The organism is Oerskovia sp. Root22 (assembly GCF_001429135.1).
In the GTDB taxonomy this organism is placed as follows: domain Bacteria; phylum Actinomycetota; class Actinomycetes; order Actinomycetales; family Cellulomonadaceae; genus Oerskovia; species Oerskovia enterophila.
In genome coordinates, this window is record NZ_LMIL01000007.1 from 463,837 (window position 1) to 478,068 (window position 14,232).

The 14,232-nt window shown below is 71.6% G+C and carries 13 protein-coding genes and 3 tRNA genes; 9 read left to right on the forward strand and 7 right to left on the reverse strand.

From position 1 onward, the window contains the following. Positions 1–310: 310 nt before the first annotated feature. Positions 311–1,717: a dihydrolipoyl dehydrogenase gene (gene lpdA, locus ASE15_RS07020; protein WP_056762419.1), complete on the reverse strand. Its 1,407-nt coding sequence runs from the start codon at positions 1,715–1,717 to the stop codon at positions 311–313. Positions 1,718–1,932: 215 nt separating this feature from the next. Here lpdA and ASE15_RS07025 point away from each other — a divergent pair, with 215 nt between their 5' ends. Together ASE15_RS07025 and ASE15_RS07030 are read left to right on the forward strand one after the other, a co-directional pair. Next, positions 1,933–2,868, forward strand: coding sequence for a DUF808 domain-containing protein (locus ASE15_RS07025; protein ID WP_056648165.1), 936 nt, complete (start codon positions 1,933–1,935; stop codon positions 2,866–2,868). A gap of 133 nt (positions 2,869–3,001) precedes the next feature. After that, positions 3,002–3,841 (forward strand): LLM class flavin-dependent oxidoreductase, encoded by an 840-nt coding sequence (locus tag ASE15_RS07030; RefSeq protein ID WP_082618313.1) that lies wholly within the window; start codon positions 3,002–3,004, stop codon positions 3,839–3,841. Between the two features lie 157 nt (positions 3,842–3,998). Here the strand turns inward: ASE15_RS07030 and leuD are convergent, their stop codons facing one another. Together leuD and leuC are read right to left on the reverse strand one after the other, a co-directional pair. Next, complete coding sequence (gene leuD / locus ASE15_RS07035; protein ID WP_056762421.1) at positions 3,999–4,637, reverse strand: 3-isopropylmalate dehydratase small subunit; 639 nt, start codon at positions 4,635–4,637, stop codon at positions 3,999–4,001. Positions 4,638–4,719: 82 nt separating this feature from the next. Next, positions 4,720–6,201: a 3-isopropylmalate dehydratase large subunit gene (leuC, locus tag ASE15_RS07040; RefSeq protein WP_056648171.1), complete on the reverse strand. Its 1,482-nt coding sequence runs from the start codon at positions 6,199–6,201 to the stop codon at positions 4,720–4,722. A gap of 164 nt (positions 6,202–6,365) precedes the next feature. On the opposite strand from leuC, the gene ASE15_RS07045 reads away from it, so the two are divergent. The 5 genes from ASE15_RS07045 to ASE15_RS07060 all read left to right on the forward strand — a co-directional run bounded on the left by ASE15_RS07045 (position 6,366) and on the right by ASE15_RS07060 (position 10,637). After that, the gene (locus tag ASE15_RS07045; protein WP_030150819.1) at positions 6,366–7,085 is read left to right on the forward strand and encodes an IclR family transcriptional regulator; all 720 of its coding nucleotides are present in this window, start codon (positions 6,366–6,368) and stop codon (positions 7,083–7,085) included. A gap of 138 nt (positions 7,086–7,223) precedes the next feature. Further along, a complete protein-coding gene (locus ASE15_RS07050) occupies positions 7,224–7,589 on the forward strand; it encodes a nuclear transport factor 2 family protein (RefSeq protein WP_056762700.1) in 366 nt (121 codons plus the stop codon). Between the two features lie 181 nt (positions 7,590–7,770). Continuing rightward, entirely contained in the window at positions 7,771–7,938 is a 168-nt protein-coding gene (locus tag ASE15_RS21155; protein WP_169834240.1) for a hypothetical protein, read from the forward strand. An 8-nt stretch (positions 7,939–7,946) separates the two neighbouring features. After that, entirely contained in the window at positions 7,947–8,969 is a 1,023-nt protein-coding gene (locus ASE15_RS20780; protein WP_157277166.1) for a PH domain-containing protein, read from the forward strand. Positions 8,970–9,137: 168 nt separating this feature from the next. After that, positions 9,138–10,637 (forward strand): nitronate monooxygenase, encoded by a 1,500-nt coding sequence (locus ASE15_RS07060; protein WP_200960519.1) that lies wholly within the window; start codon positions 9,138–9,140, stop codon positions 10,635–10,637. Positions 10,638–10,760: 123 nt separating this feature from the next. Here the strand turns inward: ASE15_RS07060 and ASE15_RS07065 are convergent. The 3 genes from ASE15_RS07065 to ASE15_RS07075 all read right to left on the reverse strand — a co-directional run bounded on the left by ASE15_RS07065 (position 10,761) and on the right by ASE15_RS07075 (position 11,156). Further along, a tRNA-Glu gene (locus tag ASE15_RS07065) sits at positions 10,761–10,836 on the reverse strand. Positions 10,837–10,917: 81 nt separating this feature from the next. Then, positions 10,918–10,990 (reverse strand) — tRNA-Glu (locus ASE15_RS07070). A 94-nt stretch (positions 10,991–11,084) separates the two neighbouring features. Continuing rightward, positions 11,085–11,156 (reverse strand) — tRNA-Gln (locus ASE15_RS07075). A 263-nt stretch (positions 11,157–11,419) separates the two neighbouring features. On the opposite strand from ASE15_RS07075, the gene ASE15_RS07080 reads away from it, so the two are divergent. Further along, a complete protein-coding gene (locus ASE15_RS07080; protein ID WP_200960520.1) occupies positions 11,420–12,238 on the forward strand; it encodes a class I SAM-dependent methyltransferase in 819 nt (272 codons plus the stop codon). After that, positions 12,235–12,900 (forward strand): hypothetical protein, encoded by a 666-nt coding sequence (locus ASE15_RS07085; RefSeq protein WP_056762426.1) that lies wholly within the window; start codon positions 12,235–12,237, stop codon positions 12,898–12,900. The genes ASE15_RS07080 and ASE15_RS07085 overlap by 4 nt, the downstream gene beginning before the upstream one ends. A gap of 116 nt (positions 12,901–13,016) precedes the next feature. Here ASE15_RS07085 and ASE15_RS07090 read toward each other — a convergent pair whose 3' ends face one another. Then, on the reverse strand, positions 13,017–14,228 hold the full coding sequence (locus tag ASE15_RS07090; RefSeq protein ID WP_056762428.1) for a YeiH family protein: 1,212 nt from the start codon (positions 14,226–14,228) through the stop codon (positions 13,017–13,019). Between the last annotated feature and the right edge of the window lie 4 nt (positions 14,229–14,232).

Consider the following 14,232-nt stretch of genomic DNA (forward strand, 5'->3'; position numbering starts at 1 on the left):
ACTCCTGGGTGCGGACGAGCGAACCTGTGTTCACCGTCGTAGCTGATTCGTAGCTTAGGTGAGGCTACCAGCTAACGTCCGATTCGAACAGCCATACTAGTCCTCGCTCTGTGGCCGCGGCGCCAAACCGATGCTGGGGACCCGCACACGGCATCGGCGAGGCCAAACCTCGTCTACAGCCGATCTCCGTTCCGCCAGCCAGTCGGAGGACGTCGCAGAATGACCTCTCTGAGCATGGCCCGGACCTGCTAAGACTCGCAGGTCCGGGCCTCTGTTGTGGCACATCCGCTCTGACCGGCCACCAACCAGATCAGAAGTTGATCATGTGCCCCGCGAGCCCGTGAATAGCCTCCTGCACGGCCTCCGACAGCGTCGGGTGCGTGTGCACGTTGCGCCCCAGCTCGGACGCCGTGAGGTCCCACTTCTGCGCGAGCGTGAGCTCGGGCAGAAGCTCGGACGCGTCGGGGCCGATCAGGTGGCCGCCGAGGAGCTCGCCGTAGCGGGCGTCGGCGACGAGCTTGACGAAGCCCGTGGGCTCGCCCAGGCCGTGCGCCTTGCCGTTGGCCGTGAAGGGGAACTTGGAGACCTTGACGTCGTAGCCCTCGTCGCGGGCCTGCTGCTCGGTGAGGCCGAAGCTCGCGATCTGCGGCTGGCAGAACGTCGCGCGCGGCATCATGCGGTAGTCGCCCAGCGTCATGGTCTCGGCGCCGCCGATGGTCTCGGACGCGACGACTCCCTGCGCCTCGGCGACGTGCGCGAGCATGAGCTTCGCGGTGACGTCACCGATCGCGTAGATGTGGGGCACGTTGGTGCGCATGACGTCGTCGATCGCGATCGCGCCGCGGTCGGTCAACGCGACGCCCGTGTTCTCGAGGCCGAAGCCCTCGACGTTGGGCGCGAAGCCCACGGCCATGAGGACCTTGTCGACCTCGATCGAGCCGGGCTTGTCGTCCTTGACGCCCTTGTAGGAGACGACGACGCCACCAGCTCCCCTGTCAGTGACGGTCTGCACCGCGGTCGACGTCAGGATGTTCACGCCGAGCTTCTTGTACTGCTTGGCGATCTCCTTGGAGACCTCGATGTCCTCGTTGGGCAGCGCACGGTCGAGGAACTCGATGATCGTCACGTCGACGCCGTAGTTCTTCAGCACGTACGCGAACTCCATGCCGATCGCGCCGGCCCCGACGATCGCGATCGAGCGCGGCAGCTCGCGCGTCAGGATCTGCTTCTCGTACGTGACGACGTTCTCGCTCAGCTCGACGCCCGGCAGCAGGCGGACCTTCGAGCCCGTGGCGATGATCACGTTCGCGAACGTCACGGTCTCGGTCTGACCCGAGGACAGCGCGACGTCGATCGTGTTCGCGTCGCGGAACGTGCCGCGCCCGTCGTACTCGGTGATCTTGTTCTTCTTCATGAGGAAGTGCACGCCCTTGACGCGGCCGTCGGCGACGTCGCGGCTGCGGTCGAACGCCTTGCCGAAGTCGAACGACACGTCACCCGTCATGCCGAAGAAGTCGGCCTGGTGCGTGAACAGGTGGGCGAGCTCCGCGTTGCGCAGGAGCGCCTTGGAGGGGATGCACCCGACGTTGAGGCACACACCGCCCCAGTACTTCTCCTCGATGATCGCGACGGACTGGCCGAGCTGGGCCGCGCGGATGGCGGCGACGTAGCCGCCGGGGCCCGCGCCGAGGACGACGACGTCGTAGTGGTTAGCCATGTGGACCAGCCTAGATCGTCTGCCCGACGGCGGTGCGACCGATCGCGTCACACGTCACCAGGGCACGGGGCCGGGTCACTGTCGACGATGCCGGCGGGCTCTCGCGCGGACGCACCGCGACGGCGCACCGCCCGAGTCGTTACGATGCGCTACAGCCGCGTCGGATCCCGACCTCAAGGGCTCGTGGGCGGCGACACGGGCCTCGTGGAGACCTCATGTCCGTCGGACTCGTAGCACTGCTGGACGACATCGCAGCATTCGCCAAGCTGGCAGCAGCGTCCATCGACGACATCGGTGCCGCCGCGGGGCGCGCGAGCGTCAAGGCGACCGGCGTCGTGATCGACGACACCGCGGTCACGCCCCGCTACGTCGAGGGTCTGGCCGCGAAGCGCGAGATCCCGGTCGTCAAGCGCATCGCCCTGGGCTCGCTGCGCAACAAGCTCCTGTTCATCCTCCCGGCGGCGCTGCTGCTCAGCCAGTTCCTGCCGTGGCTCCTGACCCCGCTGCTCATGGTCGGCGGGACGTACCTCGCGTACGAGGGAGCCGAGAAGCTCTGGGAGATGATCTCGGGCAAGCACACGAAGGCGATCGACGACGCGGCCGCGAAGAAGGCCGTCGACGAGGACCGGGTCGTGTCGAGCGCGGTGCGCACCGACTTCATCCTCAGCGCGGAGATCATGGTCATCGCGCTCAACGAGGTCGCCGACGAGGCGTTCTGGTCGCGCGCGATCATCCTCGTGGTCGTCGCGCTGCTCATCACGGTCCTCGTCTACGGGATCGTCGGCCTGATCGTGAAGATGGACGACATCGGCCTGCACCTCGCCCGGCAGCGCACGGGGTGGGTCCAGTCGTTCGGCCGCGGCCTCGTGACCGCGATGCCGCGCGTCATGGCGGTCATCTCGACCGTCGGCGTGGTGGCGATGCTGTGGGTCGGTGGGCACATCCTGCTGCAGGGCACGTACGACCTCGGCTGGCACGGCCCGTACGACCTGCTGCACTTCCTCGAGTCGGGCGTACACGGTGTCCCGGTCGTCGGCGGTGTGCTGACGTGGCTCGTCGACACCCTGGGCTCGGCGATCGTCGGCACCATCGTGGGTGCGGTCGTCGTCACGGTCGTGCACTTCATCCCCCGCAAGAAGGCGCACCACTGATCCTCTGACGACGTCCGAAGGCCTGCTCGCCCGCGACGTCGCGGACGAGCAGGCCTTCGTCGTCTCGCCCGCGACGCGTGTGGGTGGCCGGTCCTACCGTGGGAGGACCGCCAACGAGTCGCAGGAGGACGTCATGGGCTTGAAGTTCGGGTTCGTCGGGAGCTTCGGTTCCGCAGCAGAGCTGGTCTCCATGGCCCGCGAGGCCGAGGAGCACGGCTGGGACGGCTACTTCACGTGGGACGGCATCAGCCTGCCCGGCATGGAGGGCTACGACCCGTGGGGCATCCTCGCCGCGGCAGCCGTCCAGACCGAGCGCGTGACGCTGGGAGCGCTCGTGTTCGCGCTGCCTCGTCGGCGCCCGTGGGAGCTCGCGCGCCAGGCATTGACGGTCGACCACCTCTCGGGCGGGCGGCTCGTGCTGCCCGCCGGGGTCGGGGTGCTCGACGACGCGGGCTTCAGCGCCGTCCCCGGCCAGCTCACGTCGCTGCGCGAGCGCGCCGAGCTGCTCGACGACGTCCTGGCCTTCCTCGAGCGTTCCTGGTCGGGCGAGGCGTTCTCGTTCGACGGGAAGCACATCTCGACGGGCGAGATGACGATCTCACCGCAGCCCGTCAACGGGCGCATCCCCGTGTGGCCCGTGGGGGTGTTCCCGAGCGAGAAGTCGATGAGCCGCGCAGTCCGTTGGGACGGCGTGACGGTCCAGCTCCGGGGCGACCGCGGCATGGACTCCCTCACACCCGACGAGACGCGCGAGGTCGCGACCTGGGTCGCCGAGCACCGCGACCCGTCGGCCGGTCCGTTCGAGCTCGTGGTCCAGCGGGACTTCGCGACCGATCTCGGCGCCGCGGCCCAGGACGCGCGGGCGCTCGAGGCCGCGGGCGCGACCTGGTGGATCGAGGCCGGCTGGGACCCGTCCAAGGTCACCGCCGAGTCGCAGCTCGCGAGGATCCGCCAGGGACCGCCGCGCCCGTAGGTGTCACCCTCGGCGGGCGTGTCCGTCACCTTCGGCGACGGCCCCGGTCACCTTCGCGGTGCGGCCCGTCGCCCTCGCCCCGCACACGCCGACGGCGCCGCTCCCCACCCAGGGGAGCGGCGCCGTCGGGCCGTGCGAACCGTTCGCGACCGTCAGGTCACGCGGACGGACGAGCCGCCTCGATGTCGACCGTCGGCAGGTGCTTCGCCGGCAGCGTCTTGGGGCGCCACGACGCACGCGTCTGCTCGAACGCCGTGATGTCGGCCTCGTGCTGGAGCGTCAGACCGATGTCGTCGAGCCCCTCCATGAGGCGCCAGCGCGTGTAGTCGTCGATCTGGAAACGGACCACGACGTCGTCTGCCGTCGCGGTGCGCTCGACCAGGTCGACCGTGACCTCGGTGCCGGGCTTGGTCTCGAGGACCTTCCACAGCAGCTCGATGTCCTCCTGCGCGACGATGCCCGCGACGAGGCCCTGCTTGCCCGAGTTGCCGCGGAAGATGTCCGCGAAGCGCGAGGCCAGGACGACCTTGAAGCCGTAGTCCTTGAGGGCCCACACGGCGTGCTCGCGGGACGAGCCGGTGCCGAAGTCCGGGCCCGCGACCAGCACGGAGCCGGACGTGTACGCGGGCTGGTTCAGGATGAATGCGGGGTCCCCGCGCCATGCCGCGAACAGCGCGTCCTCGAAGCCCGTGCGCGTCACGCGCTTGAGGTAGACGGCGGGGATGATCTGGTCCGTGTCGACGTTGCTGCGGCGCAGCGGGACACCGACACCGGTGTGGGTGGTGAACTTCTCCATGATGCTTCTGCTTCCTCGATGAGTCGGTCGTCAGGGGGCCTGCCGGTGCGGCGCCACCGGTTGGGCGGCGCCGCGTCCGGTGTCAGACCTGCAGCGGGACGCGCGGGTCGAGCGGCGCGAGCGGCGTGCCGTCGAACGACGTGATGTCGACGTCGGCCGGCAGGTCCAGGTCAGCCAGCGAGGACAACGTCCCGCGGATGGCCGTCGCGGCCGCGACGAGCGGCGAGACCAGGTGGGTGCGTCCGCCCTTGCCCTGGCGACCCTCGAAGTTGCGGTTGGACGTGGAGGCCGAGCGCTCGCCGGGGGCGAGCTGGTCGGGGTTCATGCCCAGGCACATGGAACAGCCGGCGTTGCGCCACTCGGCACCGAAGTCGAGGAAGATCTGGTCGAGCCCCTCGGCCTCCGCCTGGAGGCGGACACGGGCCGACGCGGGCACGACGAGCACGCGCAGCGAGTCGGCCTTCTTCTTGCCCTGGACGACCTTGGCGACCGAGCGCAGGTCCTCGATGCGGCCGTTGGTGCACGAGCCGATGAAGACCGTGTCGATCGCGATGTCGCGCAGCGGAGCACCCGGGGTCAGGCCCATGTACTCGATCGCACGCTCGGCGGCGACGCGCTCGTTCTCGTCGGCGATCTCCGCCGGGACGGGGACGTTCGCGGACAGGGGCAGGCCCTGGCCGGGGTTGGTGCCCCAGGTGATGAACGGCTCGAGGTCGGCCGCCTCGAGCACGACCTCCTCGTCGAACGTGGCGTCGTCGTCGGTCTTGAGCGTCTTCCAGTACTCGACCGCGGCGTCCCAGTCGGCGCCCTCGGGCGCGTGCGGACGGCCCTTGAGGTACTCGAACGTGGTCTCGTCGGGAGCGATCATGCCGGCGCGCGCGCCTGCCTCGATCGACATGTTGCAGACCGTCATGCGGGCTTCCATGGTCAGCTTGCGGATGGCCTCGCCGCGGTACTCCAGGACGTAGCCCTGGCCGCCACCCGTGCCGATCTTCGCGATGATCGCGAGGATGATGTCCTTGCTCGTCGCGCCCGGGGGCAGCTCGCCGTTGACCGTGATCGCCATGGTCTTGAAGGGCGCGAGCGGCAGGGTCTGGGTCGCGAGCACGTGCTCGACCTCCGAGGTCCCGATGCCGAACGCGAGGGCCCCGAACGCACCGTGGGTCGAGGTGTGCGAGTCGCCGCACACGACCGTCAGGCCGGGCATGGTGAGCCCGAGCTGAGGACCGACCTGGTGCACGATGCCCTGGTCCGCGTCACCGAGCGAGTGGATGCGCACGCCGAACTCCTTGGCGTTGTTGCGCAGCGTGTCGATCTGGGTGCGGCTCGTGAGGTCCGCGATCGGCAGGTCGATGTCGAGCGTGGGGGTGTTGTGGTCCTCGGTCGCGATCGTCAGGTCGGTGCGGCGCACCTGCCGGCCGGCGAGACGCAGGCCCTCGAAGGCCTGCGGACTGGTGACCTCGTGGATGAGGTGCAGATCGATGTAGAGGAGGTCGGGCGACCCGTCGGTGCCACGTCGCACCAGGTGCGCGTCCCAGACCTTCTCCGCCAGCGTGCCGGCCATGTTGGTTTCTCCTACCTGTGTCCTGCGGTGGTCGCTCACGCGGGGGCCGTGGGCGACGATCGGGGGGTACAACTCGGTCGTGGTCCGGGTGATCTTCCCGGTCCTTCGGCGACACCGACACCCGCTAACTTGCATCTCACTGTGCGAGACGTCAATATCGACCTATGGACAATTCTAGCGGAGTCGGCGTGCTGGACAAGGCGGCGTCCGTTCTGGGCGCTCTGGAGTCCGGACCAGCCACTTTGGCCCAGCTCGTCACCGCCACCGGACTCGCCCGTCCGACGGCTCATCGCCTCGCTGTCGCGCTCGAGCATCACCGCATGGTGGCTCGCGACATGCAGGGCCGTTTCGTCCTCGGACCGCGCCTGAACGAGCTCGCGACCGCAGCAGGCGAGGACCGCCTGCTCGCCGCCGCCAACCCGGTACTCACGGCGCTGCGCGACCACACGGGCGAGAGCGCCCAGCTCTACCGCCGCCAGGGCGACCATCGCATCTGCGTCGCCGCGGCAGAACGCCCGGTCGGACTCCGTGACTCTATCCCCGTGGGGGCGACCCTCACGATGGGCGCGGGCTCGGCCGCCCAGGTGCTGCTCGCCTGGGAGGAGCCGGACCGCCTGCACCGCGGCCTGCGCGAGGCCGTCTTCACGGCCACGATCCTCTCGGGGGTCCGACGGCGCGGCTGGGCACAGTCCGTCTCGGAGCGCGAGCTCGGGGTCGCCTCGGTGTCGGCGCCCGTGCGCGGACCGTCGGGGCGGATCGTCGCCGCGGTCTCGATCTCGGGACCGGTCGAGCGCCTGACGCGCCAGCCGGGCCGTCTGCACTCGGGCTCCGTCGTCGCCGCGGCCAACCGCCTGACCGAGGTCCTCCGCCGCGCCGGCGAGTGACCGTCCACCGACCCTGACCGAGGGGCGGGCGCCGCGAGGCGCCCGCCCCTCGGCGTTCCTGACTGGCGTTCCTGCCGGTCCTCGCCGCACCCATCAGCGCCCGCCCCCGAGGCAGGTCCCGGTGCGTAGACTCGGGTGATGAGTCTTCTCGCTGCCGAGCACGCGCTCCAAGCCGCCCAGCGCGCCGGCGACGTCGACGCGCTGGAGGCGCTGCTGCACCCTCGGTGCGTCGGCGCCGGCCCGGACGGGTCCGTCTTCTCCAAGGAGGACGACCTGGAGAACTACCGCTCGGGGTCGCTGCAGATCACTCGCCTGGAGGAAGAGTCGCTGGACGTCCAGGAGGACGTCGCGAGCGGAGTGACCAGGCTGGTCGCCGCCGTGGAGGCGGTCCAGGGCGGCACCGCGGTCTCCGCGCGGTTGGTCTACACGCGGCTCTGGGTGCGCACAGACGAGGGATGGCTGGTTCTGGCCGCCACGCTCGCACCGGCCGCTGAGCCTGGCTGACCGCGCCCGTCCGGCGCTCCGCGCCCTCTGTGCGACCTTGTCCGGACACGGGACCCACGACCGATTCGGGCGAAACGCTAGACTCGTCGTCGGCGCGCCTCCGACGGCGCCCGGTCTGCTCTGGTCACCATGTCGAGCAGAGCACCACCGCCCCGATCGACGACCACGTGAGGACCACACGATGCCCGGCAAGGCCAAGACCATCCTGATGTGGGTCGTCATCGTCTTCCTGCTCTACGCGGTCATCAAGAGCCCCGACCGCGCCGCCGACATCGTCCAGGCGATCTGGGACGTCATCATGGGCGCGTTCGCGAGCTTCGGACAGTTCGTCCAGTCCCTCATCGAGTAGTCGACGCCATGTCGCGCGAGCAGCTGGAGGTGGAGGCGCCCGGGCGACCTCCTCGTCTGAGCGCGCGTCACCTGCGCCGCTACATCCTTCCCGGCGAACGCGTCGTGCTCGCCACACGAGCCCACTGGGGCAAGCTCGCCGAGCCGGTCGCCACGACCTTCGCCGCGTTCCTCGTCGTCGCGTGGCTCGTGAGCGCCTCCGGGCCGACCGTGGGCGACGGGGCCCTCATGCTCTGGTGGGTGTGGCTCGCGGTCGCGGTGCGGCTGCTGTGGAAGGTCCTGGACTGGCGCAACGAGTGGTTCGTCGCGACCGACAAGCGCATGCTGCTGATGTTCGGGCTCGTGACGCACAAGGTCGCGATGATGCCGCTCGGCAAGGTCACCGACATGAGCTACAGCCGCTCGATCGTGGGTCGCGTGCTCGGGTACGGGCAGTTCATCCTCGAGTCCGCGGGGCAGGACCAGGCGATGAGCCGCATCAACTGGGTCGCCAAGCCCGACGCGACGTACCGCAAGCTGTGCGACACGATCTTCATCCCGGGCGGTCGAGGCGGACCGGGCGCCGCGAACGGTCAGAACGGCTCGGGCAGCGCCGGCGGACCTGTCGGCCAGCAGCAGCCCGGTCCCCCGACGTCGGGACCCGCGACCCCGGCTCCCCCACCACCGCCACCTCCTCCGCCGGCCTCGGCGCACCTCGCGTGGGCGCCGACGAGCGTCGGGCCGGAACGGGACCCGGCGGCGGCCGCGACGCAGCCCGTCGCCGTGCGGTCGATGCAGAAGGACGGCCAGGGGCACCTCTTCGTGGCGCCCCGCGGGAGCGCGCCACGCCTCGCCGGGACCGACCGGCCGGTCATGGCACCACCCGTCCCCCCGCCCCCTCCAGCGGACTTCCCAGACGGCACCGACGGCGAGGCGGACGGTCCGGCCTGGGAGGTCTCGGACGAGGACCGTGCGGCGTTCGTGCGGATCGACCACCGCACCGATTCGCCCGTGCGGCGCACCGAGCCCCCGGTCCCCCCGCCGCCGGTCTGACCTCGGGAGACGCCGCACCGTCGCCACTGCGGCGGTGCGTCTCGTCGATGTCCCCGAACCTTCGGGTCCTTGGACCCTGGCTGCGCGCCGCCCCACAACCTACGGTGCAGTAACCACCCGCTCGGCGGTGGCAGCAGCGCTCGCACCAGGCATGAGAAGGGTCCACCTGTGACCACGCTTTCCTTGACCGTCCCGTCGTCGTGCCCGCCGCTCCCGCGGGTCATCCAGGGCGGGATGGGCATGGCGGTCTCGTCCTGGCGACTCGCGTCCGCGGTCGCCCACGCGGGGCAGCTCGGCCTCGTGTCCGGCACGGCCCTCGACCTGGTGCTGGCGCGCAGGCTGCAGAACGGGGACCGCGACGGCGCGGTGCGCCGAGCCCTCGCTGCCTTCCCGGTCCCCCGGTTCGCGCAGCGGGTCCTCTCACGCTACTTCCGCCCCGAGGGGCGCAGCGCGGGCCAGCCCTATGCCCCGGTGCCACGCCTCGCGCTCCGTCAGACCCGGCTCGCGCAGGAGCTCATGGTCCTGGGCAGCTTCGTCGAGGTGTGGCTCGCCAAGGAGGGGCACGACGGGCGCGTGGGGATCAACTTTCTCGAGAAGATCCAGATGGCGGCCCCCGCCGCGGCCTACGGGTCGATGCTCGCGGGCGCCGACTACGTCGTCACGGGGGCCGGGATCCCCCGGGACGTCCCGCACCTGCTCGACCAGCTCGCCGAGCACGAGCACGTCGAGTTCCCGGTGACGGTCGTCGGAGGGAGCAACCACACGGTCGACTTCGATCCCGAGGCGCTCCTCGGAGAGTCGCTGCCGGCCGTGTCCCGGCCGACGTTCCTCGCGATCGTCTCGGCTCATGCCCTGGCCGAGCACCTGGTGCGCGAGGACCGCACCCGCCCGGACGGGTTCGTCGTCGAGGGGCCTCCAGCAGGCGGTCACAACGCGCCTCCCCGCGGACGCCTGACCCTCGACGAGGTCGGCCAGCCCGTGTTCGGTCCCCGCGACCAGGCCGATCTCTCGAAGGTCGCGGCCCTGGGGCTTCCCTTCTGGATCGCGGGCGCGCAGGGGTCGCCCGAGGCGCTCGTCGCCGCCCGTGAGGCGGGAGCGGCCGGCGTCCAGGTCGGGAGCCTTTTCGCGCTCGCGGCCGAGTCGGGACTCGACCCCGTGCTGCGCGACGACGTCCTGGCCCGGTTGCGCGACGGGACGCTCGACGTCCGGACCGAGGCCCTCACGTCACCCACGGGGTTCCCGTTCAAGGTCGCGCAGCTCCCCGGCACGCTCGCCGACGCCGGCCTCACGGCCGCCCGTCCCCGGCTGTGCGACCTGGGCTACCTCCGCACGCCCGTGCAGAAGGACGACGGCAAGGTCGCGTACCGGTGCCCCGCCGAGCCGGTCCACATGTACGAGCGCAAGGGCGGCGATGCAGCGGACACCGTCGGCCGGTCCTGCCTGTGCAACTCGCTGGCAGCGAACGTCGGGCTGGGGCAGACCCGCGCCGACGGGTACGTCGAGCCACCGCTCGTCACGCTCGGGGTCGACGTCGCCGGTGCCTCCCGGCTCGCCGAGCGGCACGCGGGCGCATGGACGGCCCGTGACGCCCTGGACTGGCTGCTCGGCGACGAGCCCGCGGAGGGCGTGACAGACCTCACCGCAGGACGGGCGGTCATCGGCTCCTGAGAAGCACGAGCTGAGCCACCGGCCCCTGCCAAGGAGCGGCCCCGAGAGGTCGCTCCTCGGCAGGCCGCCCTGGCCCACGAACGACGAAAGCCCGACCATCTTCTCGATGATCGGGCTTTGCGCTGGTACCCCCAACGGGATTTGAACCCGTGTTACCGCCGTGAGAGGGCGGCGTCCTAGGCCGCTAGACGATGGGGGCCTGGACCGCTCTCACACTCCGAAGAGTGATCGAGCGTCATCGAGGCCCGGTCATCTGACGATGGCCAGGCCTCGTACTACGTACCCCCAACGGGATTTGAACCCGTGTTACCGCCGTGAGAGGGCGGCGTCCTAGGCCGCTAGACGATGGGGGCCTAAGCTCGTCACCCCGAGGGGCGCCGTGCCGTTGAGAACTGTACTGCACGATTCGTGCCGGTTTGACCGACGCGATGCGCTACTTGCTCTGCGCTGGGGTACCAGGACTCGAACCTAGAATGACGGTACCAGAAACCGTTGTGTTGCCAATTACACCATACCCCAAGGAGGTATCAGCGCCGCGCCCTCTTCCCGTTCCCGGGCTTCGGGTGAGCGCCTCACCGAGAGAAAACATTACCGGAGAGTCCCGGTCCGGCCAAATCGCCCTCGGCTGCCCTGTCAGCCCCTGCCCGATCCCTCCCGCGCCCCGCGGTGAGCCGCCGTCCGGAACGGACGTGCCGCCGTCGGGCGCCGCCGCGTCCGACACGTCGCATCCAACCGCTCGGAAACGGTGGACCACGCCCTCCCGACGTGGCACCGTCGAAGACATGAGCACCGCAGCGCCTCCCGAGCCGTCGTCCGCCAGCATCCCGCGCGCGTCCCACGCGGAACGCGCATCCTCGTTCGGCGCGGGCGCCGGCGACTACCGGGCCGTCCGTCCCTCCTACCCCGACGCCGCGATCGACTGGATGCTGCCCACCGGGGCCCGCCACGTGCTCGACCTCGCGGCCGGGACCGGCAAGCTCACCGAGAAGCTGGTCGCCCGCGGCCTCCACGTGACCGCGGTCGAGCCCTCCGACGGCATGCGCGCCCAGCTCCAGGACGCCGTGCCCGGTGCCCACGTCCTGCCCGGCACGGCCGAGCGCATCCCGCTCGAGGACGGGAGCGTCGACGCGGTTCTCGTGGCCCAGGCCTGGCACTGGTTCGACGTCGCGACCGCCGTCCCGGAGATCGCACGCGTGCTGCGCCCCGGTGGGCGGCTCGGCGTCGTCTGGAACGTCCGCGACCACACGGTCGACTGGGTCGAGCAGTTCACCGAGATCATCCACCGCGGCGACTCGCTCGAGCCCGTCCACCGCACGCCGTCGCTCGACGGGGTCGACCAGGCCTTCACGCCGCTCGTGCACGCGACCTTCCCCTGGGCGGACCGCCTCCCCGCCGCGGGCCTGCGCACGCTCGCCGCGACCCGGAGCCACCTGCTCACGCTGCCGCCTGCCGAGCGCGACGAGCTGCTCGACGCCGTCGACCACCTCGCGACGACGCACCCCGCGCTCGCGGGGCTCACCGAGATCGACCTCCCCTACCGGGCCGAGTGCTGGCGCGCGGACCGTGTCCTCGGTGCCGACGCGGGCATGGTCGACGAGTGAGCGCGCAGCCCGAGGACGCAGACCTCTCGCCGGTCCGTCTCGTACCGGCTCCCGTCACGCCCGACGACGTCCGTGCCGCGGCGCGCTGGCTCGCCGACGGCGTGGCACACCATCCGGACGCCGCGTTCGACGCGCAGGCGGGGCCCGTGCGGTGGTCGTGCTGGGCGACGGCCGAGCACGTCGTCGACGACCTCCTGGCCTACGCGCTCCAGGTCGCGGGACTCCCCCTGCTCGACTACCTGCCGCTCGCCGGCCCCAAGGGTGAGGACGAGATCGCGCACGTCAAGCGCGAGGCCGGCCCGGCCGGGATGGCCGAGGTGCTCCGCGCGGGCGGCGAGCTGCTCGCGGCCCAGGTGGGCGCCCGCCCGGACTCGGCCCGCGCGTACCATCCGTACGGGCTCTCGGACCCGCAGGGGTTCGCGGCCATGGGGATCGTCGAGATCCTCGTGCACGGGCGCGACATCCTCGAAGGGCTCACGGGCGTCGCCCCCTCCCTGCCCGAGGGGCTCAGCGCACGGGTGCTGACGCGGCTCTTCCCCGACCTGCCGGACGCGACGCGCGGCCTCCCCGCGGCCGAGGTCCTCGTGTGGGCGACGGGCCGCCGCGAGCTGCCCGGCCTCGCGCGCCGCACCCGCTGGCGCTGGGACGCGACGGTCCGGTAGGGCGAGCGCCGAGGCGGCGCCCGGGACGTCCGGGCGCCGCCTCGCCGATGCGCGGGCCTCTGCTCCGGGCCCAGCCTCGGCGTCGACAGAGCTTCCTCCACCGTGCGCGAGGAGGCTCAGGTCAGCGCCAGCACCGCAACGAGCGAGGTTCCGGTCACGACCGCGGCCGAGGCCGTCCCGAGCACGAGCGCGCGCCGGCCCGTGCGGACCAGGTGCGCGACGTCGACCCCGAGGCCCATCGCGAACATCGCCGCGGTGAAGAGCAACGTCGTGACCACGGTCGTCACCTCCACGACGGACGCGGGCAGCAGGCCCGTGCTGCGCACCAGCACGGCCGCGAGGAAGCCCACGACAAACAGGGGCACCGGGGGCGTCCTACGGGCCGCACGGGCCCCCGTGGCGGCCTCGACGTCCGCAGGGCGCGCCACGCGCTCCCGACGCGCCCGCAGCACCCCAGCGCCCGCGACGAGCGGCGCGAGCAGCACGACCCGGGCCAGCTTGCTCACGGTCGCGGTCGCGAGCGCCGCGGCGGAGATCGCACCTCCTGCGGTCACGACCTGGGCGACCTCCTGGACGCTCGCCCCGATCCAGAGCCCGGCGCGGTCGTCGGCGAGCCCGAGCAGCCCGGCGAGCCACGGCAGGACGAAGATCGCGAGCGACCCGAAGATCGTCACGAGGGCGAGGGCCGTCGCCACGGCGTCGTCGGCCTCGCGGCGCGACTCGTCGTCGTCGCCTCCCCCGACCACGCCCTGCATGGCCGAGATCGCGGCCGCGCCGCAGATCGAGAACCCTGTCGCGACGAGCAGCGACGTCACGCGCGGGACGCGCAGCACGCGCCCCAGGGCGAGCGTCGCGCTGAAGGTCACGGCGACCGTGAGCGCCACGACCGCGAGGCCGCGCCAGCCGAGCGCGAGCACCTCGGGCAGCGAGAGCTGGAGCCCCAGGAGGACCACGCCTGCGCGCAGGACGCGCATCGCGGTCCACCGGGTCCCTTCCTGGGTCCGGGTGGTGAGGGCGTCCGCCCACCGCGCGGCACGCGTCGTCTGCCCGATGGCGCCGCTCGCCCCCTGCGCGCGGCGCAGGCTCCCGAGCACCGAGCCGACGACGGCACCGACGAGCAGGGACAGCACGAGGGGCGAGAGCGGGACCACCTGCGCGAGGAGGTAGGCGACGACGGTCGCGAGCGCGCAGAAGGCGAGCCCGGGGGCTGCGCGGCGGATCCAGGGAGCCGAGGAGGTGGCCTCGGTCGAGGGGGCGGGCGTGGTGGGCCGGTGGGCGGCGTGGTCGACGCCCGGGGTGGGGGTGTCGAGGTCGGTCGTGGGGGTCATGTTC

What these genes read in the sequence shown, in the direction of transcription:
- ASE15_RS07025 (WP_056648165.1), top strand. Translation starts at nt 1,933, where the DNA reads ATGTCCGTCGGACTCGTAGCACTGCTGGACGACATCGCAGCATTCGCC.
- ASE15_RS07050 (WP_056762700.1), top strand. Translation starts at nt 7,224, where the DNA reads ATGAGTCTTCTCGCTGCCGAGCACGCGCTCCAAGCCGCCCAGCGCGCC.
- ASE15_RS07080 (WP_200960520.1), top strand. Translation starts at nt 11,420, where the DNA reads ATGAGCACCGCAGCGCCTCCCGAGCCGTCGTCCGCCAGCATCCCGCGC.
- leuD (WP_056762421.1), bottom strand. Translation starts at nt 4,637, where the DNA reads ATGGAGAAGTTCACCACCCACACCGGTGTCGGTGTCCCGCTGCGCCGC.
- ASE15_RS07030 (WP_082618313.1), top strand. Translation starts at nt 3,002, where the DNA reads ATGGGCTTGAAGTTCGGGTTCGTCGGGAGCTTCGGTTCCGCAGCAGAG.
- ASE15_RS21155 (WP_169834240.1), top strand. Translation starts at nt 7,771, where the DNA reads ATGCCCGGCAAGGCCAAGACCATCCTGATGTGGGTCGTCATCGTCTTC.
- ASE15_RS07045 (WP_030150819.1), top strand. Translation starts at nt 6,366, where the DNA reads ATGGACAATTCTAGCGGAGTCGGCGTGCTGGACAAGGCGGCGTCCGTT.
- leuC (WP_056648171.1), bottom strand. Translation starts at nt 6,201, where the DNA reads ATGGCCGGCACGCTGGCGGAGAAGGTCTGGGACGCGCACCTGGTGCGA.
- lpdA (WP_056762419.1), bottom strand. Translation starts at nt 1,717, where the DNA reads ATGGCTAACCACTACGACGTCGTCGTCCTCGGCGCGGGCCCCGGCGGC.
- ASE15_RS07090 (WP_056762428.1), bottom strand. Translation starts at nt 14,228, where the DNA reads ATGACCCCCACGACCGACCTCGACACCCCCACCCCGGGCGTCGACCAC.
- ASE15_RS20780 (WP_157277166.1), top strand. Translation starts at nt 7,947, where the DNA reads ATGTCGCGCGAGCAGCTGGAGGTGGAGGCGCCCGGGCGACCTCCTCGT.